This window comes from Jeotgalibaca porci (genome assembly GCF_011299095.1).
In the GTDB taxonomy this organism is placed as follows: domain Bacteria; phylum Bacillota; class Bacilli; order Lactobacillales; family Aerococcaceae; genus Jeotgalibaca; species Jeotgalibaca porci.
Genome location: NZ_CP049889.1, coordinates 474,388 through 493,050 on the forward strand (window position 1 = coordinate 474,388; position 18,663 = coordinate 493,050).

Annotated in this window: 19 protein-coding genes, 1 other RNA gene and 1 other annotated feature; of the genes, 4 read left to right on the forward strand and 16 right to left on the reverse strand. The window is 40.4% G+C overall.

Features of this window, described 5'->3' with window-relative positions; genetic code table 11:
• Window positions 1-78: 78 nt before the first annotated feature.
• The 9 genes from recD2 to gshAB all read right to left on the reverse strand — a co-directional run bounded on the left by recD2 (window position 79) and on the right by gshAB (window position 10,299).
• Window positions 79-2,481 (reverse strand): SF1B family DNA helicase RecD2, encoded by a 2,403-nt coding sequence (gene recD2, locus G7058_RS02475; protein ID WP_319593431.1) that lies wholly within the window; start codon window positions 2,479-2,481, stop codon window positions 79-81.
• 37 nt (window positions 2,482-2,518) lie between these two features.
• Window positions 2,519-2,812: a hypothetical protein gene (locus G7058_RS02480; RefSeq protein ID WP_166062060.1), complete on the reverse strand. Its 294-nt coding sequence runs from the start codon at window positions 2,810-2,812 to the stop codon at window positions 2,519-2,521.
• A gap of 72 nt (window positions 2,813-2,884) precedes the next feature.
• Window positions 2,885-4,009 (reverse strand): tRNA 2-thiouridine(34) synthase MnmA, encoded by a 1,125-nt coding sequence (gene mnmA / locus G7058_RS02485; RefSeq protein WP_166062061.1) that lies wholly within the window; start codon window positions 4,007-4,009, stop codon window positions 2,885-2,887.
• Between the two features lie 156 nt (window positions 4,010-4,165).
• Complete coding sequence (locus G7058_RS02490) at window positions 4,166-4,960, reverse strand: formate/nitrite transporter family protein (protein WP_319593432.1); 795 nt, start codon at window positions 4,958-4,960, stop codon at window positions 4,166-4,168.
• A gap of 91 nt (window positions 4,961-5,051) precedes the next feature.
• The gene (locus G7058_RS02495) at window positions 5,052-5,315 is read right to left on the reverse strand and encodes a hypothetical protein (RefSeq protein ID WP_166062062.1); all 264 of its coding nucleotides are present in this window, start codon (window positions 5,313-5,315) and stop codon (window positions 5,052-5,054) included.
• 84 nt (window positions 5,316-5,399) lie between these two features.
• Window positions 5,400-5,741 (reverse strand): DUF1831 domain-containing protein, encoded by a 342-nt coding sequence (locus G7058_RS02500; RefSeq protein ID WP_166062063.1) that lies wholly within the window; start codon window positions 5,739-5,741, stop codon window positions 5,400-5,402.
• 27 nt (window positions 5,742-5,768) lie between these two features.
• Window positions 5,769-6,905, reverse strand: a complete 1,137-nt coding sequence (locus G7058_RS02505) for a cysteine desulfurase family protein (protein WP_166062064.1) — start codon at window positions 6,903-6,905, stop codon at window positions 5,769-5,771.
• A 14-nt stretch (window positions 6,906-6,919) separates the two neighbouring features.
• Window positions 6,920-8,017: a zinc metalloprotease gene (locus G7058_RS02510; RefSeq protein WP_166062065.1), complete on the reverse strand. Its 1,098-nt coding sequence runs from the start codon at window positions 8,015-8,017 to the stop codon at window positions 6,920-6,922.
• Complete coding sequence (gene gshAB, locus G7058_RS02515) at window positions 8,014-10,299, reverse strand: bifunctional glutamate--cysteine ligase GshA/glutathione synthetase GshB (protein ID WP_405002867.1); 2,286 nt, start codon at window positions 10,297-10,299, stop codon at window positions 8,014-8,016. Before gshAB ends, G7058_RS02510 begins: the two co-directional genes overlap by 4 nt.
• 149 nt (window positions 10,300-10,448) lie before the next feature.
• Between gshAB and G7058_RS02520 the strand changes: the two genes are divergently transcribed.
• From G7058_RS02520 to G7058_RS02535, 4 genes are all read left to right on the forward strand, one after another.
• A complete protein-coding gene (locus G7058_RS02520; protein WP_166062067.1) occupies window positions 10,449-11,717 on the forward strand; it encodes a replication-associated recombination protein A in 1,269 nt (422 codons plus the stop codon).
• Window positions 11,718-11,812: 95 nt separating this feature from the next.
• A non-coding RNA gene (ssrS, locus tag G7058_RS02525) (6S RNA) lies at window positions 11,813-12,003 on the forward strand.
• 63 nt (window positions 12,004-12,066) lie between these two features.
• Window positions 12,067-12,351 (forward strand): hypothetical protein, encoded by a 285-nt coding sequence (locus G7058_RS02530; protein ID WP_166062068.1) that lies wholly within the window; start codon window positions 12,067-12,069, stop codon window positions 12,349-12,351.
• Window positions 12,352-12,424: 73 nt separating this feature from the next.
• Window positions 12,425-12,895, forward strand: coding sequence for a universal stress protein (locus tag G7058_RS02535; protein WP_166062069.1), 471 nt, complete (start codon window positions 12,425-12,427; stop codon window positions 12,893-12,895).
• A gap of 297 nt (window positions 12,896-13,192) precedes the next feature.
• On the opposite strand, the gene G7058_RS02540 is transcribed toward G7058_RS02535, so the two are convergent.
• From G7058_RS02540 to G7058_RS02570, 7 genes are all read right to left on the reverse strand, one after another.
• Complete coding sequence (locus G7058_RS02540; RefSeq protein WP_166062070.1) at window positions 13,193-14,392, reverse strand: acetate/propionate family kinase; 1,200 nt, start codon at window positions 14,390-14,392, stop codon at window positions 13,193-13,195.
• A gap of 52 nt (window positions 14,393-14,444) precedes the next feature.
• On the reverse strand, window positions 14,445-15,449 hold the full coding sequence (locus tag G7058_RS02545; RefSeq protein ID WP_166062071.1) for a class I SAM-dependent methyltransferase: 1,005 nt from the start codon (window positions 15,447-15,449) through the stop codon (window positions 14,445-14,447).
• Between the two features lie 108 nt (window positions 15,450-15,557).
• Entirely contained in the window at window positions 15,558-15,842 is a 285-nt protein-coding gene (gene rpmA / locus G7058_RS02550; protein WP_166062072.1) for a 50S ribosomal protein L27, read from the reverse strand.
• A gap of 31 nt (window positions 15,843-15,873) precedes the next feature.
• On the reverse strand, window positions 15,874-16,212 hold the full coding sequence (locus G7058_RS02555; RefSeq protein ID WP_166062074.1) for a ribosomal-processing cysteine protease Prp: 339 nt from the start codon (window positions 16,210-16,212) through the stop codon (window positions 15,874-15,876).
• Between the two features lie 14 nt (window positions 16,213-16,226).
• Window positions 16,227-16,535: a 50S ribosomal protein L21 gene (rplU, locus tag G7058_RS02560; RefSeq protein WP_166062075.1), complete on the reverse strand. Its 309-nt coding sequence runs from the start codon at window positions 16,533-16,535 to the stop codon at window positions 16,227-16,229.
• A gap of 15 nt (window positions 16,536-16,550) precedes the next feature.
• Window positions 16,551-16,623, reverse strand: a sequence feature (ribosomal protein L21 leader region).
• A gap of 52 nt (window positions 16,624-16,675) precedes the next feature.
• Window positions 16,676-17,902: an MFS transporter gene (locus G7058_RS02565; protein WP_166062076.1), complete on the reverse strand. Its 1,227-nt coding sequence runs from the start codon at window positions 17,900-17,902 to the stop codon at window positions 16,676-16,678.
• A gap of 86 nt (window positions 17,903-17,988) precedes the next feature.
• Complete coding sequence (locus G7058_RS02570) at window positions 17,989-18,663, reverse strand: amino acid ABC transporter ATP-binding protein (protein ID WP_166062077.1); 675 nt, start codon at window positions 18,661-18,663, stop codon at window positions 17,989-17,991.

The window sequence follows — 18,663 nt, forward strand, 5'->3', positions numbered from 1 at the left end:
TGCCTTTTTGAGCATGTTTACGAAACCCTTGTTCGTATATAGGACAGAGAGGCTGGGATTATTTCCCCAGTCGTTTTTTTATTTCATAAACTGATACGGTGTCACACCTTCCATCCCAATCATCGGATTAATTTCCTGACCTAATACCATATCAATAGAGAGTGTAAAATTCTTTGGTTTCGAAGGCTCAAGGGCTTTCGGCTCATCAACGGTAAATATAATTTTATCACTTTCACTATTCCTTAAGAGTTTCTCGACCAGCATTGTACGGCGCAAGTCGCCCGCATTTTCGGTTGCGAAACGAAAGGCTCCTTCATCACCGCAAAGGATAAGTTTATTTTTACTCCGTGTTATCGCTGTATATAATAGATTACGGCGCAACATACGCCCATACTGCTTAACCATCGGGAGGATAACCATATTGAACTCGCTCCCTTGGGCCTTATGAATCGAACAACAATAAGCCAAAGTAAATTTACTCCAATCCGTTTTCTGATATGTGACTTCAGTTGCATCGAAAAGAACTGTTATTTCGTCTACTTTATCCTCTGTTTCTTTCGCAAGCTGAATACTGGTTATTTCACCGATGTCTCCATTAAAGACATTCAACTCCGGTTGGTTGACAAGTTGCAATACTTTATCCCCGACGCGATAAACAAAGTCAAAGTGCTTTACTTCCCGTCGTTTATTATCTGTATTGGGATTTAAGATTTCTTGCATCATCGTATTAAGAGCATTGATTCCTGCGGGGCCTTTATACATCGGAGCCAAAATTTGGATATCCTTAGATGTAAATCCTTTCGCTTTTGCTTTCTCAACGACAATACGAATCAACGGTTCAATTTGCGCCGCCTGACACGGGAAATAGGAACGATCGGATTGGTTTATGTTAAAGTCAGCTGGTAATTTACCATTCTTAATATCATGCGCCAATGGAATAATGGATGAACCGCCGGCTTGTCGATAAATTTGTTCCAACTCAATTTGCGGAATAACAGCACTGGCCAACAGATCATGCAGAACTTGACCAGGACCGACTGAAGGCAGTTGATCTTTATCTCCTACAATGATTACTTGCATCCCCGGTGGTATCGACTTCAGCAAGCGATGCAATAGCCAAGTATCAATCATGGACGCTTCATCAATAATCAGCAGTTTCCCTTCCAATTCAGCAGTATAAACATCTTCATTCGGATTCTCTTGACCGGTTAAACCAAGCAAACGGTGAATCGTACTGCTCTGAATTCCGGTCATTTCGTTCATACGTTTAGCCGCACGACCAGTCGGTGCAGCCATAATGATTGGGAAAATACCTTCATGATATTCTAAAGGATTAGCCGGGAGCCCATTTAATTCGCAGAACAGTTTTACTATTCCATTTAAAACAGTCGTCTTCCCTGTTCCGGGGCCACCAGTTAAAATAAAGAAAGCACTTGAAATCGCTTGGGTAATCGCATGTGCTTGGACAGCATCATACGTGATGCCAAGTTCCTTTTGCATCTTATGAATTTCTTTTTCTAAATCGACTCCTGGATACTCGATCGCCTGTTTTCTATTTAGTAAGCGATCCAAACTGCCGGCAATCCCCTCTTCTGAAAAGTACAATGAAGGGAGGGCAAATCGTTTTTGATCTTCGATGATTTTCATATCTTGAACCATTTCAACCAATGCTTCAATTAACTGAGAATCTTCTATTATAAAGCGGCGAGATGATTCGAGCAGCTGCAACGCACGCGTCATCAACTCCTCACTTTCAACGTATGTATCACCATTTGAAAGACAAAGTTCATTTACTGTCGCCAACAATGCTCCTTTAATCCGGTTTTTATCATCAGCAGGAAATCCGAGATCTTCCGCTAAACGGTCTGCTGTCCTGAACCCCATCCCCTCAATGTCTTCCACAAGTTGATAAGGATTCTCACGGATCGTTTTCAAGGTCTCTGTTTTATAAAAATTCATGATGGTCGCTGCCATATTATTGCTAAAGCCATAATTCGCCAGCTCAATCAGTGTTTTTTCAGTTCCTTGGCTTTGTTGTAGAACGTCGTGGATTAACTCCTGCTTTTGCTTCGTTAGTCCACTAATCGCTGCCAATGAATCGGGATCATCCAAAATCGCATCGATGGTATTTTCTCCAAAGTGTTCAACAATTTTCTCCGCTGTCCGCTTACCGATACCTGGGAAACGGTCACTCGATAAATAGCCGATCAAACCGTTTTTTCCGGTTGGCTTCTCACGTTCATAGCTAATTGCTTGGAATTGGGTACCATAACGTGGGTGATTAATAACATTTCCTACAAAACGGTAATGTGTATCTGTTGTAATTTCGCCAAAATTCCCCGTAATGACAATTTCATCTTTTTCTGTTTTAAAATTACATTCTTCAATTTCAAGAAGGATTACTTTATAGAAGTTAGATGGGTTTTCGAAGAATATAGCTTTCATTTCTCCGGCAACATAAGGTTGTTCATTCAGTTCCACGCCATCTTTCTCCTCTCTATTTATTCTTTAGTTATTATCATACCATTATCTGGAGAGTTAAAAAATAAAAACTGGTCATGATTGCTCTAACATGTCCGGGGTTGGTCGGTAAACCGGTCATGATTACTCTAACATGTCCGGATTGAGACGCTAAACCGGTCATGATTACTCTACCATGTCCGGGGTTGGTCGGTAAACCGGTCATGATTACTCTGACATGTCCGGGGTTGGTCGGTAAACCGGTCATGATTACTCTAACATGTCCGGATTGAGACGCTAAACCGGTCATGATTGCTCTAACATGTCCGGATTGAGACGCTAAACCGGTCATGATTGCTCTGACATGTCCGATTTTAGCTTCATCAAGAAAAAAAGCACCTCCACATTGGAAGTGCTCGTTATTCTATACGTATTGCAATTCAGTCGTTGCTTGGAATGCTTTGTCAATTGTACCGCCACCTAGACATTCTAGGCCGTCGTAAAATACGACTGCTTGTCCGGGAGTAATCGCACGAACCGGCTCATCAAAAACAACTGTTGCTTCTGTTTGGTCTTCGTTCAATGTTACCGTTACGCCGGTATCTTGTTGGCGGTAACGGAATTTAGCCGTACATTTGAATGTTGTTGGCATTTTTTTATCCGTTGTGAAATGAACATCCGTTGCAAATAAGCTTTCTGCGTATAACCGTTCATGGTGATAGCCTTGGCCTACGTACAATGTGTTCGTTTCTAAGTCTTTCCCGATTACAAACCATGGATCTGTTGAATCGCCGCTTCCGCCGATTCCCAAGCCTTTACGCTGACCAATTGTATAATACATCAGGCCGGCATGGTCGCCCATTTTTTTGCCATCCAAAGTCAACATAGGTCCGGATTGTGCTGGCAAGTAATTAGTTAAAAATTCTGTGAAGTTCTTTTCGCCGATAAAGCAAATACCCGTTGAATCTTTCTTCTTAGCTGTAGCCAAACCTGCTTCTTCTGCAATGCGGCGTACTTCAGATTTTTGCATACCTCCCAATGGGAATAGCGTTTTAGATAATTGTTCTTGGGAAAGTTGGTTTAAGAAATACGTTTGGTCCTTATTATTATCCAGACCTCTCAGCATACTTGTCGTACCGTCTTCATTACGCTTCACTTGTGCGTAGTGACCTGTTGCTACAAAGTCAGCACCTAAATCAATAGCGTAATCCAAGAACGCACGGAATTTGATTTCTTTATTACACATAACATCAGGATTCGGAGTGCGACCTTTTTTATACTCATCCAAGAAATATTCGAATACTTTATCCCAATATTCTTTTTCAAAGTTAACAGAATAATATGGAATTCCGATTTGTTGTGCGACAGCTTGGACATCTTTATAATCTTCTGTTGCTGTACAGAATCCAAATTCATCTGTATCATCCCAATTCTTCATAAAAATACCGATCACGTCATAGCCCTGCTCTTTTAGCAATAAGGCAGTAACAGAAGAATCAACGCCACCACTCATACCCACAACAACACGTGTCTTTTTATTTTCCGTCATTGTCACAATCTCCTTTCGATTTTTATAATCACTTCCAAAAAATAAGTGATTAATATACAAATAGAAATAATACACTAAACCCGGCTTTATTTCAAGTACTTAGCTCCATTTAAAAAACGCTCCGCTAAAGCGAAACGTTCTGTTATTCATATAAACTTAATCGAAGTAAAGTGCCTCACCTTTATTCATCCAAGCGTAAGTGAAGCCAATAATTAAGCCCCCACCTATATAATTACCAATTGTAGCGAAGAAAAAGTTATTTAGAACTGAACTGACTGTCATTTCAGCAATTCCGCCACCAAAGAATACCATCGCAAATGAAGAGAAGTTAGCAATAACGTGTTCATAACCTAAGAATGCGAAGAAAGCGATAATGAACTGGATTGCTATTATTTTACCGGCATCATCTTTAATCCGCGCAGAAGCAACAATCGCAGTATTAACAATAACATTGGCAAAGATTCCTTCTATTAGAATTTGGAAGGCAGGTTTAGATAATTTGATTGCAACTGTTTCGGCTAAATAATGGCTCGCGTTAAAATCAAGAAATACACCTGTACGCATTACTAATGCGCCAGAAATAATCCCACCAATCAAGTTACCTACTATACAAACTAAGAGAATCTGAAGAGCTCGCTTAGGCTTAATACTCTTGCGACTAGCGCCCGCCGTTAAATACATCATATTACTCGTACCTAATTCAGCACCCATATATATAATCATAATCAATGCCCAGCTAAACAGCATTGCATAAACAAACTTACCGAGATCCGGGTGAATATGATTCGCCTTTTCCGCCGCTACTACAGCGATTGCGGTTCCTATTGTTAGGTACATCCCTGCGAACATTGCGCGTACAACATATTTCCAGATAGAATTCTCAAACAGGTGTGATTTCTTGGTGACACTATTATCAATCAAACCCATCAGTCCGTGATTGCCCAGTTCCAAAACATTCAACCTCCATAATGTGATTTACTGAACTAGTATACCACGGAAAGTATTGAGGGGGAACAGCATTCGTCGTTATTTTGGATGGTAATTAGTCACACATATAATATAATTCCAGTTCTTTAATCTTGAAGCGTTCCATCAAAGCGCGAATGAATTTCTCATCGGTGTCCGTTTCAAATTCAAACACGACTTCCTTCGTATCACTCGTAATGATTCGATAAGTTTGATTAGCTTGGTCATTCTGATAATCCAATTCCATCAAGTTGTCTTTAACCGCTGCTTTTTTTGTACTTGCGACTTCCAGTGTGTAAAGCGCGTTGAATTCTTTTAGTGTTAGTGCTTTATTTTTCATATTCTCTATCTCCTTCAATGACTATTAGTATAAAAAGCAGTCAGAAATGAAGCTGTTCACTTCTCTGACTGCTTTTATTCAGCTTTATGCTTCTTCAAAAATACCTTCTGTGATGAAATGAGCCATAATATACTCGAAGTGTTCCACCAATTGGCTCATGTTTGTATTTCCATAAATATCAATGGCTTTAAGTCCATTTACAGTTGTTGTTGATAACTTCACACCTGAAAAGTCGCCTGCTATCGTAATTTTTAGTAATGCGCCGGCTTTATTCGTTTTATCGGTATTCAAGCTGCGTGTATAAAGAAAGTTGCCAGACTTTGTCTCTTGGAAACCGTGATCTCTCAGTGTGTAACGTTTGACTGCAGAGTTAAGTCGGTATTGCTTTGCTGAACCTTTCAAACTTGCTGTTTGTGCGAATGCCATATAATACCCTCCTGAACTAGTAACTACTTAGTTTATATATTTTTCTTGCAATGAAGCAATCATTTCTACAAATATAGCTATTTCCTCTAATGTGTTCGTTGCGCCGAATGAAATGCGCACAGATTCGCCAATACGCGTAGCTTCAGTGCCAAACATCGCTGTCAACACATGGCTCGGCTCTAAACTACCGGCTGTACAAGCAGATCCTGCGGAAATCATTATCCCTTTCAAATCACATTGAATTAGAAATTTATCCGATTTTAAAAATGGGAACCAGATGTTTAGGATGTGGGGAACACTCGCTCCACTATCGCCATTGAGAGAATAAGCAACATTTTTTTCTTGTAACTGTGACAAGAAATACCCGCGTAAGGCTTTCTTATGTGTATCGTCGGCTTCTCTATTTTGGAGCATCTTTCGGACAGCTGTCGCAAATCCGTGAATATAGGCAGTATTTTCTGTCCCTGCACGGTGATCATTTTCTTGGGTCCCACCATGTAAGTAATTCGGTAAATGCAACTCATTGCGGCGGTATAAAAAACCAATCCCTTTCGGACCATTAATTTTATGCGCTGTTGTTGCCAACATATCAATGTGAGCGGCTTCGACATCAATTCGAAGTGCACCGTAAGCTTGCACAGCATCGGTATGGAAATAAGCGGAATGGTCTGCGACTACTGCACCAATTTCTTCAATAGGATTAATGCTCCCGACTTCGTTATTTACATAAATGATGGAAACTAAAATAGTGTCCGGGCGTAAGGCCTCTGCTACTTGTCTAGCTGTGACACGTCCGGTTTCATCCACCGGCAGATATGTCACTTCAAATCCCAAGGTTTCCAAGTATTGCATAGGATACAAGACCGAGTGATGTTCAATAGCAGTAGTGATTAAATGCCTTCCCTTATCTTTTAAAGCCAAGGCTGTTCCAATAATTGCTGTATTGTTTGATTCTGTTGCCCCGCTCGTAATGATGAGGTCTGCAGGTTTTGCCTGTATTGATTGTGCAAGTATACGGCGGGCTTCATCAACCAATTGGCGGGCTTCACGCCCTTTTTGATAGAGACTGGATGGATTGCCATAAACATTTTCCAGTGTATCTGTGATGGCAGCCCGAACATCCGAATCAACCGGCGTTGTCGCTGCATGATCAAAATAAATCATCTTATTCCTTCTTTCTATCGTACCTCTGAACCCAGGTAGCTTTCGAGCCAATTCACGAGATTATCTCGCAGGGAGAGTTCCGCTTCATTAAAACCTGCTTCACTGTTTGTTGAAGTTTGATTCAAGTTCTTTGTCGCTTCTGCTACGTTTGTCTTTACGAAAAATTGATACGCGGCCTTAGTTACTTTTGAATGGTCATAATAATTTTTTAGTAATGGATACGATTCAATTTGAGCCATCAGTTGCTCCGCTTCTTTTTTACGTCCAAAAATTGCATGGATAAACAAGATTTCACTCGCAAGAATACGGGCATACGGAGAAGCTAAGTAGTTCCAATTTGCTTGATAGGCTTGTAAAAGTTTATCAGCTTTTTCAAAATCCAGTTCTGCTACATACTTTTGATAAGCAATCAGTAAGATATACTCGCCCATTTTTGATTCTGTATACGTGCCATCCCCAATTTCAGAGAAGTAAGAATCGGGAATCTCCGAAAATTCTTTCCCTTCTTCGAACAATGCCGCTAATTCGAGTTGCTTAAAGTAGAGCGTACGTGAGACTTCTGACTTACGTAGTTCACGAATAACACCGCCATCGGTAAATGAATAAGGCAGGACATTCGCCATAAATAAGAGAAATGGCGGTATACTTAGCGCAAAAAAAGTGAAGCTTATTGTTCCAGGAATAATAAATGAACCCAAGTAAAACAAGGAAGCAGTTAGAAAGTTAACAATTAACCCACCCGCTAAATAAAGAAAATACGGTTTCTCCTTATAAGTACCTTTAACTGGCGGCTGCATCAGGCATTGTCCCATCATTCCGGGTATGCGATTTCCAAGCTTGGAAAATGTCTTCTTTTTTGCTTCATATCGGAAATACGGCAGTTGGAAATAAATTAGTTGATATCCGGTCATTTTCCCAAAAACATAATGTCCCAGTTCGTGCAAAATGATATGCACATAACTGGAATAGACCGCAATCAAAGCAACGATAGCCAATTGAATGAAGGGAACAGAATTAACAAATCCCTGTATCGTCAAATCATTCCCAACCAGATAGCCTGCTCCCAATGCTAAAACCGCTACAAACGTTAGTAATTTGGAAGTGATTTTCATGATTGGTCCCCCTTAACAGCCATTTCAGGGAATAACAGATCCAGTACATCCAATGTTAGACGTTGCCCTTTTCCTTCATGCGGATAAATATGCATCATCATCGCTGGATTAAAGTTTGCCTCAATAACGCCGTAACCAGGTTCCGCTTCTGTCGCCGGTTTCGTATAATCTGGAATCATCATATCAACACCGGAGAATGTCGCTCCCATTGCTTTCGCAATACCGACTGCGATTTCTTTGTATGTTTCGTGCATTTCCTCCGTCATATCGATGGAGTCTCCACCCGTACTAATATTTGAATTGTCACGCAAATAAACCGTTGTACCCTCAGATGGAACATCCGTCATGACGTATCCTTGTTCAGCCAAGGCTAATTGCTCTATCTTACCAAGCTCAATCAGTGTCAATGGCGTCCGGTGATTCTTTCCGCGTAAAGGATCTTCATTTTTCATGTTCACTAACGCTTCAATCGTATGCGTGCCATCCCCCACAACGTTTGCCGGGATACGCAACAACACTGCTTTTGTTTCGTTACCCGCTACGAAGAAACGATACTCCGTTCCCGGTACAAAATCCTCTACCAAAACAGCAGAGTCTTCCTCAAACGCAATCTCAATCGCCTTACGATAATTCTCTTCGCTCGCACCCTCTTTAAAGATGGAAATACCCAATCCGTAGTTCGTCGATTTTGGCTTCACTACAAAACGCTTGTTGTTGAACAAGCCATAATCACGGAAGGCTTCTTCTGCATTATGATATTCCATACTGTCTGGAACAATAAAACCATTCTTAGCCAGAATTTTTTTGGTAACCACTTTATTTGCCATCACTAATGAAGAAATATAGGTATCGAGTGATGTCATATTACCGTTTTTTACATATTCCAAATGGTCTTTATATTTCAAGGAAAGGAACTGATCTTCTGTATCCAAAACTTCAATATGCAAGCCTTTTTGAATAGCATCATAAATCAGAATTTGAGTAGATAACTCCATGGATTCAAAACCACGCAGTGCATACGGTCTTTCCAAGGCCGCTTCTTTGTTCGAAATTGCCGTCTTAATCGTCCACTCTATATAATTCCCTTGGTTGTAAATAAGTGCCAATTGACCCGCCAAAGTCAGCTCCGGATTGTCGAATGCCTTTAGTTTTTCTTGCACAATGTCATCCGAAAGATTCAATTGTTTCAACATGTCACTCACACCGTTCAAAATGGCTTTTCCTTCTAATTCATAAGAAGAGTGTTCCAGTGGATTTTCGAACGAAGTTGCAAAGTTCATTTCTTTCCCTATTTCCAATTCCGCCTCAGTTGCATCTTCATCAATCCAAATCAAATACATCAAGAATTGATGAATAAAACGCATATCTTCTTCTGCGATTCCAAATTCCGCGAACGGGTTTAAATCGAGTAAGCGGAACTCCAAGTAGGAAATACCATTTTTAAGAATCTCCCGGGCATTCTTTCCGCCCCGAAAGCGAACAGTTGAATAAAACTCTTTTTCTTCAATTAATTTGTCTTCTGCTACCATTTTTTCAATCGTGTCCACGTATGCTTCCATCGACTCAAATGAAACTTTTACATCGTCATTATTCACATAACCATATTTACTACTGCGGATACTGCGAATAAGGCCTGCTGGAATATCATCCGGTCTCTCTTCATTTTTGAAAAATTCCGGTTTAGCTTCGATAGATGCACCTAAAAGATACGTTAGAATCCATTGGTAACGGAAGAAATTGTGTGCCAATTTCAAGTATAATTTTGATTGAAAATCTTTAAATGATACGTCTGCTTGTTCATTATCATAAAGAGCATGAACAAATTTTGGTTGGAATTCAAAGTTATAATGGATGCCGCTCACCATTTGTTTTCTTTTGCCATACACGTCCACTAAGTACTCGCGATATGCAACGTCCGCCTCGTTATCAAGTTTTGCTACTTGAATGTCATCTTCATGCGGCATAAACAAAGGGGAACTCGTAGGTAATAAATATTCATCATCTGGCATGGTACGCAGTGATACGTCATGGATTGCCGCCAACCAATTCATCACTTTCTCAACCTTATCCAAAGGAGGTGTTACAATTTCCATCTGTGTTTCAGCGAAATCCGTTTGGATATACGGATGAAAGTTTCGATTACCGAAACAGGCTGGGTGATTCGTTGAAGTAATCGTGCCATCCGATAGAATGCGCTGCGATTCTTTTTCAATCCCAAAGATAGCTTGGGTGAAAAGTGGTTCTAGTTTATTTTGTTTTATACTCTGTTTAATGTTCATTATATTTGCTCGCTTTCATCGACAATTTTCACTATTCCTATTATACCTGTATTCCGCTATTTTGATAAGAAGATAGCTCTAATTTACCAAACGAATGTTTGTTCCTTTTCTATCGATAGCATATAATAGAGAAGACAAAGGAGCGATTAGATATGAAAAAGCCATTAGCCTACCGAATGCGGCCCAAAAATATTGATGAAGTTGTCGGGCAAAGGCATCTCGTCGGCCCTAATAAAATAATTCGTCGAATGGTAGAAGCTAAGATGCTCTCTTCCATGATACTCTATGGTCCTCCTGGAACTGGGAAAACGAGTATTGCCAGTGCGATTTCTGGTTCGACTAAATCAGCATTCCGTCAGTTAAATGCTGCTACAGATACTAAAAAAGATTTACAAATTGTCGTTGAAGAGGCAAAGTTCTCCGGTCAAGTTGTTCTATTGCTGGATGAAATTCATCGCCTGGATAAACCCAAACAGGATTTTCTATTACCACATTTAGAAAGTGGCTTGGTTATTCTCATTGGTGCCACAACCGAAAATCCGTATATCAGTATCAGTCCTGCAATCCGTAGTAGAACGCAAATTTTTGAAGTGAAGCCTTTGAGCATTGACGATATGGTGATTGCGATTAAACGTGCAATGACCGACGAAGTGAACGGTCTAGGTACCATGGCCGTAGAAATGGATGACAATGCCCTTCTTCATTTCGCCCGAAGTTCGATGGGTGATTTACGTGGCTCGCTAAATGCCTTGGAACTCGCAGCACTCTCAACGCCTGCGAATGAGGATGGCGTCGTCATGATTTCGTTGGAAGTGGCAGAAGAATGCCTACAGCGTAAAGCACTTGTTCACGATAAAAATGGTGATGCTCACTATGACGTCATTTCAGCCTTTCAGAAATCAATACGCGGCAGCGATGTGGATGCTTCCCTTCATTATTTAGGGCGCCTTTTAGAAGCTGGCGAATTGATTGTTGTTTGTCGCCGTTTACTGGTGATTGCATATGAAGACATCAGTTTTGGAAATCCCGCAGCCGCGGCACGAACTGTCTCAGCGGTTCAAGCTGCAGAAAAATTAGGCTTGCCTGAAGGACGGATTCCATTAGCACATGCCGTCATTGATTTAGCCCTTTCACCAAAATCAAACTCGGCCATTGAAGCTATCGATGCGGCTATGGGAGATATCCAAGAAGGAAACGCCGGCGAAGTCCCGGCTCATTTGAAAGACTCTCATTATAAAGGCGCTGAAGCATTAGGTCGCGGTGTTTCTTACAAATTTCCACATGCTTATGAAGGTCATTGGGTTGCCCAGCAATACCTACCGGATAGTATAAAAAATGCGCATTATTTCAAACCAGTACTCACTGGAAAATATGAACAGGCGCTCGCAGGCCAGCTCGAAAAGTTGACAAAAGGCAAATAGCGTGCGCGCTTTCATTGTTGATACAATTGGTTTCTCCTTCATTTTTTGAGTTTATTTGTTGCACAACTAAAAGGGATATGCTACTATACATATAAGAAGTTCTGAGGTGTACGATATATTCTCAATGTGTTGACCGAACAAATAATTACTACATTGGGATCCTTGATAAACGCTCGGATAGCAAGCCTTTTCATTTGGACACTAGAAGACGTTTTGTGGAGCCCACCTGCTTAAATCGCGGGTTCAAAACTAGTAGAATACCAAAAACGGCACCACCGGAATTTTTCATAAAGTATCAAACTTTAGAAGCCGCTCTTTTGAGCGGCTTTTAATTTTGGGGAGGATAAAAATGCTAACGATACTACTCTCTTTATTCGGAATTTTATTAATCATTATTTCTTGGTTCTTCTTTAAAAAAGCTGCTGAAGCATTCACGATTGTTGTTCCTGAAAACAAACAACCTGCCTTCAGAACGTTTTGTTCTTTTAACGGTTGGACTTATTTTGTATTCGCATTAGCTACGTATGTTGGCGTATTTTTAGACTGGAATGTGGCGACGGCCATTTTCCTTATTATCGTTTCGCTCTACACAGCAGCGGTTGCTTGGCAGATTGCAGCTTTCATCAAAAAATAACACATTCCTTTCTTTAATTTGTGAATTCGGTTACAATTAGGGTGTAAGCAACACTACGAATGGAGTGATTAAGATGATGGAAGATTACAAAACAATCCTATCACCGGTGGACGGTTCGGAAGAATCAGAACTTGCCTTCAGAAAAGCAGTACACGTCGCGCAGAAAAACAATGCGAAGTTACTCATCGTTCATGTGATTGATACACGTGCGATTCAGACCCCTTCCGGCTTTGAAGGAAACTTTACGGATGAGATTGTTCGCCAAACGAAAGTTATGATAGATCGGTATGAATCACTAGCCCGCGAACGCGGTGTACAGGACATCGAAACAATTATTGACTACGGTTCTCCTAAAGTCATGATCGCCAAAGAAATTGCGGTTGAACATAAAGCAGATCTCATTATGATTGGCGCAACCGGACTCAATGCAGTGGAACGCTTGTTTATCGGTTCCGTTTCAGAATATGTCATTCGCCATGCACCCTGTGATGTGACAGTAGTTCGAACAGATTTAGACAACCATCTGCTACATGAGAAAAAATAATAACACATATAAAATAGGCGTTTGGCTCTGAATTCTTGGAGCTAAACGCCTATTCTTTTGATTATGATGAAACTAACTGCGCACTCAAAGTCGTTTTTACGGTTGAGTGCGCAGATACACACCAAAAACGTGCACTCAAAGTCACTTTTATGTTTGAGTGCGCAGATACACACCAAAAACGCGCACTCAAAGTCACTTTTATGTTTGAGTGCGCAGCCGCACACCAAAAACGCGCACTCATTATGGCAACAAAAGAGGCCAGGATTTTATCCTGGCCTCTTCTCTATATCTATTAAATTAAGCTAGGTTGCCTAGACGTAATACGTCACGCAAGATAACTAATTCTTCGTCAGTTGGCACTAGTACAACTTTGACTTTTGAGTCTTCAGTTGAGATGATGCGTTCTTCGCCACGTACGTTGTTTTTCTCTGCGTCAATTTCACAACCGAACCATGTTAGGCCGTCGATAATGATTTGACGAGTTGATGCTGAGTTTTCACCGATACCAGCAGTGAAGACAATTGCGTCCACACCATTCATAACAGCGATGTATTGACCGATGTATTTTTGTACACGGTTATAGAAGATATCTAGTGCAGTTTGTGCACGTTCATTTCCTTCTTCTGCAGCAGTTTCAACGTCACGCATGTCGCTTGAAACGCCTGATAAACCTAGTAAACCAGATTTTTTGTTCAAGATGTTAACCATCTCTTTAATATCAGTGATTTCTAATTTGTCCATTAAGTATGGCAATAGAGAAACATCGATATCACCAGAACGTGTACCCATTGTTACACCAGCTAGTGGTGTGAAGCCCATTGAAGTATCAACAGATTTTCCACCGTCAACAGCAGTAATTGAACCACCGTTACCTAAGTGACATGTGATAATTTTCAAGTCTTCTAATGGTTTGCCTAACATATCTGCTGCACGCTCTGCTACGTATTGGTGACTTGTTCCGTGTGCACCGTATTTACGTGCTGCGAAATCTTCGTAGTACTCCATTGGAATACTGTATAAGTAGTTTTCTTTCGGCATAGTTGTATGGAAGGCAGTATCAAATACTGCTACACTTGTAATTTCTGGCAACAATTTCTTGAATGCACGGATTCCTGTTGCGTTAGCAGGGTTATGAAGTGGTGCTAAATCGCCCAATTCTTCGATTTTCGCCAATACATCATCATTAATCAATGTTGACTCTTTGAAGTCTTCTCCACCAGCTACAACACGGTGACCAACGCCTGTAATTTCGTTAAAATCAGTAATGATTCCTAGTTCTTTTAATTGTACCATCAATTTTTCAACAGCGATTTCGTGGTTCTCAATATCTTCTACCACGTTGTATTTTTGACCTTCGCCGTATTTGATTGTAAAGATTGAATCATTCAAACCGATTCTTTCAATAAGTCCCGTTGATAAAGCCACTTCTCCTGGCATTTGATACAATGTAAATTTTAAACTTGAACTACCTGCGTTAATCGCAATAATTTTCGACATTATTTTCGCTCCTATCATTTTCTCTTAATAAACCTATGAGTATTATAACAAATTACTTTGCCCAATTGTTGAATTGAGCAAGAAATCCTTGCATTTTCCTCGCATTTTTTATGTCTGGAATCGTTCCCAACAAGACTTCTTTCACTTGTTCAGCGTTGTTCCCTCTTTTTTGCAAAATCAAAATAGATTTTTGCATTTGTTCAGATTGGAATAAGCTTTCCGGAAGTTCTAGCATCCCTTGTAAAAAGGCATGGTTATTCAACCATTTCATAAAGACGCCTTCTTGATCACTCTCAATCAGGTTCTTAGGAACAATAAAGAATCCCCAGCCGCCCTCTTTCAAGTATTTCATATGTTGCTCAATCAGCAAGAAGTGCGCGTAAGAGTTACCTTCGCTATAAGCTGTTTCAAATTTTTCAGCACGATTATCGAGTGGATAATACCCGATTGGTAAATCAGCAATCGCCAAGTCACTTGGTAGAATTAATAATTCTTGGAGGCTGTCAGAGTGCGTAAATGTCACTGCTTCTCCCCACTTTTGCAAATGGCTGCTATTTGAAGCCAAGGCAATTAGTAAATCATCATTATCAACTGCTTCACTTGTGACCGTGTTTCCGCGTTTTTCTAAATGATCCATCACGACCATCAGTAAGTTACCGGATCCCACTGCCAAATCATGGATATGAAGAGGTTCCGTCTTATCTGTTTTAATCGCATCTATAAAGAAAGCCAGTAAATAGGCAATTGTGTCAGGTGTCATTTGGTGATTCGCTTGAATTTTATCAGATTTGATTGCCTTAATAAAACCGAGTTGAATCAACTTGCGAGTCGCCTCACGTGTTTCTTCATCCAGTTTCATCTTACGATAAATCCGATTTAATTGTGCGACAGTTTCGTCGGTTGGTAAACCATCTAGTTGTTGGGCTTTACCTTCGTAAGCCAAGTTTTGGATTGTTTCTGTCAATGCTTCAACATATGAAACGTCCAAATCAGTCTGCAGTAAGGTTACAGCTTCATCTAAAAGCTGATACAACGCTTCTAACTTTGATGTATCCATCAGGGAATCTTCCTTTCTGAACGGCTTCCTAAAAAAAAACTTGCGTCAGGATAAGCCCTTCGCAAGTCTTTGTGTGTATGAAAATGGGTTGATTGGATTAACCAATCATTATTGAGCTACTGGGTAAACTGATACTTGTTTTTTGTCGCGGCCTAGACGTTCGAAACGAACGACACCGTCAACTTTAGCGAACAATGTATCGTCGCCACCTCTACCTACGTTTACACCTGGATGGATTTTTGTTCCGCGTTGACGGTACAAAATTGAACCACCTGAAACGTGTTGTCCGTCAGCACGTTTAGCGCCAAGACGTTTAGATTGTGAATCACGACCGTTGGAAGTAGATCCACCACCTTTTTTAGTAGCGAATAGTTGTAGATTAAGTTTCAACATGAGTTGCACCTCCCTGGTACATATTTAATGATTAAATAGTCTCGATTTTTACATAGTTAGGATAGGTGTTAGCCACATCCTCAAGTGAGAAATACAAATGTTTCAACAAAATTTGCGTCACCTGTGCTTGTTCGGCTGAAAGATTCGGTTTGACTTGAGCGAACAAATAGCCGCCTTCATCATCTGCTTCTTTAACAGTCATTTGGTGAGAGACCATCTTGTCGATGCTATTCACGGTTTCAATCGCAAGGACTGAAACTGCGGCACAGACGATATCTTCTCCCGCCTCAGCATAACCGGCATGACCCGTTATTTCAAAAGAAAGGATTTGATCCTCTTTTGAATGGTTAATAAATTTTGCATTAATCATTGTCTTCACATCTCTTATGCGTTGATTGCGTCGATCATAACTTTTGTATAAGGTTGACGATGACCTTGTTTACGGTGAGAGTCTTTTCTTCTCATGTAACGGAAAGTAGTAACTTTCTTTTCGCGGCCTTGTTTTTCAACAGTACCAACTACAGTTGCGCCTTCTACGAATGGAGCACCAATCTTAGTGTCATCTCCACCTACGAATACAACTTCTTCAAAAGTTACTTGGTCACCAGCTTCAACGTTCAATTTTTCAACGTAGATTGGTTGTCCAACTTCAACTTTTAATTGTTTACCACCTGTTTTGATAATAGCGTACATATTCTTGCACCTCCTCATTAGACTTAGACTCGCCGACCAGAGTGTCCCACTGGAACTTTAGACTCCTTACGTGCGGTTGTAGCTGTGGTGCGCACATTTACAACATGAGTAGTATACCAGAACTACTCTGTAGCCGTCAATTAAATTTTAACATTTCCCGTAATTTCTTGATAGTGTTCTTTAGCGAATCCTTTTATCGTCATCATAACCACAAAACTTGCTAAATATGTTAGTGATAAGTAAGCCATTACGGTTGTTACATTACTAATATCCATTAAGAACCCGATTATAATAGAAGAAAAACCACCGACTGCCCGGCCGACATTAATGACCAAGTTATTTGCCATCGAATGAATATGTTTTGGATAAAGCTTGCTAACGATTGCTCCATAACCGGCAAACATCCCGTTTACGAAGAAGCCGACCATCGCACCGCCTAATAGCATAGCGAATTCATTCTTCACCAGGGCGAACAAGAATACTGCTGAAGCAGAAGCCAATAAGAAAACACCGTAAGAAATACGTGGTCCAAAGTTATCAAGTGTGCGGCCGAATACAATCATTCCCAGTGACATTCCCAAAATCGTAGCAATCATCCACAAGGAGCTGCCAGAAACGGACAAGCCGAGGTTTTGCTGCATAATTTGTGGCAACCAGTTCATCAAACCAAAGTACCCGCCTATTTGCACAACAGCCATAAACATTAAGCCTAATGTTTGGCGAGTAAGTTGTGGCGTTTTGAATAGTTCTTTGTAAGAAGGCTTTTCTTCATTTCTATTCACTTCAAATGGTGTTTCAAGTGATTGTTCCAACACTTCATCCGTTACTTTGAAATGAACCCACGCGACAATCAACAATGGCAACAACCCTAATAGGAATAAGTAATTCCAGCCAAGCAGCGGCAAAATGATACTCGCAAATAAGGCCGCCAGAATATTCCCAACCATACCGGCCACACCGTTATAAGCAGACATTTTACCCATTTTACTTGCTGGCGTCACTTTTGCTAACAAACTAATCGCGATGCCGTACTCCCCACCTGTACCAATTCCAGCCAAGAAACGCAGTGCATAAATCGTTGTCATGTTTGTTGCAAAAAACATACTTGCTGTTGCTAAGGAGAATAATAACAAGGTAATTTTAAATAACTTCAAAGTGCCGTATCGATCTGCCAAATAACCAAAGATTAGTCCACCAAGCAACATCCCAAAGTTCGTGATTGTTGAAATGGAGCCTGCCTGAGTATTGCTGATACCCAAGTCAATGATAATTGAAGACAAAGAAAGGGACAGAAACATATTCGTTAAATCGTCTGTTCCTGACCCAATGATGGCAGCACGCTGCACAAGTATTTTATTTTTTTCCATAATAATCTCTCCTTAAAATGGATGCTCTCGTCATCCGTTATTTTAGTTCTTCATTATTATACAAGGACTTTCAGATTTTGCAAATTTTATTTGATAAATTCTGAAGAAGAGATTAAGCGTGTCCCATATTTTTCACCAAATGGCGTATCATGCGTGACAATTAAGATACCCGTTCCGTTTTGGGCGATTCCTTGGATTAACTTACCAATACTATCAGCCGATTCGCGGTCCAATGCAGATGTTGGTTCGTCAAAGCAGAGCACTTTCGGACTCAGCATCATCGCACGCGCAATCGCAACACGCTGCTTTTGTCCGCCTGATAGCTGTGAGGGCATTTTATCCAACTGATCAACAATCCCCATATCCGTCAATAATTCTTCAGCTTTTGCGTTTAATTCTTCTCTCGTACCCAATTTCTGGGATAAAGGCGCCTCTAGTAAATTTTCACGAATTGTAAAGTTAGGAAAGAGTGCATAATCTTGAAAAACCATTCCCATTTTACTTTGGTAAGCTTTACGCTCTTTTCTCGAAACGTAAGTCGCACCGCGCTCTGTTTGTTCAAATAGAGGTGTATCTTCAATCTTCAGACTGCCACTATCGGCTGTTTCTAGATTATTTAAAATACGCATTAAGGTCGTTTTTCCGGTACCTGAGCGACCAGTTAAAACTACAATATCACCCGAATCGATTGTAAATGAAAAATCAGAAATGACTGGCTGATTATTGTATTTTTTTGAAATATTTTTAGCTTCTAATAACAT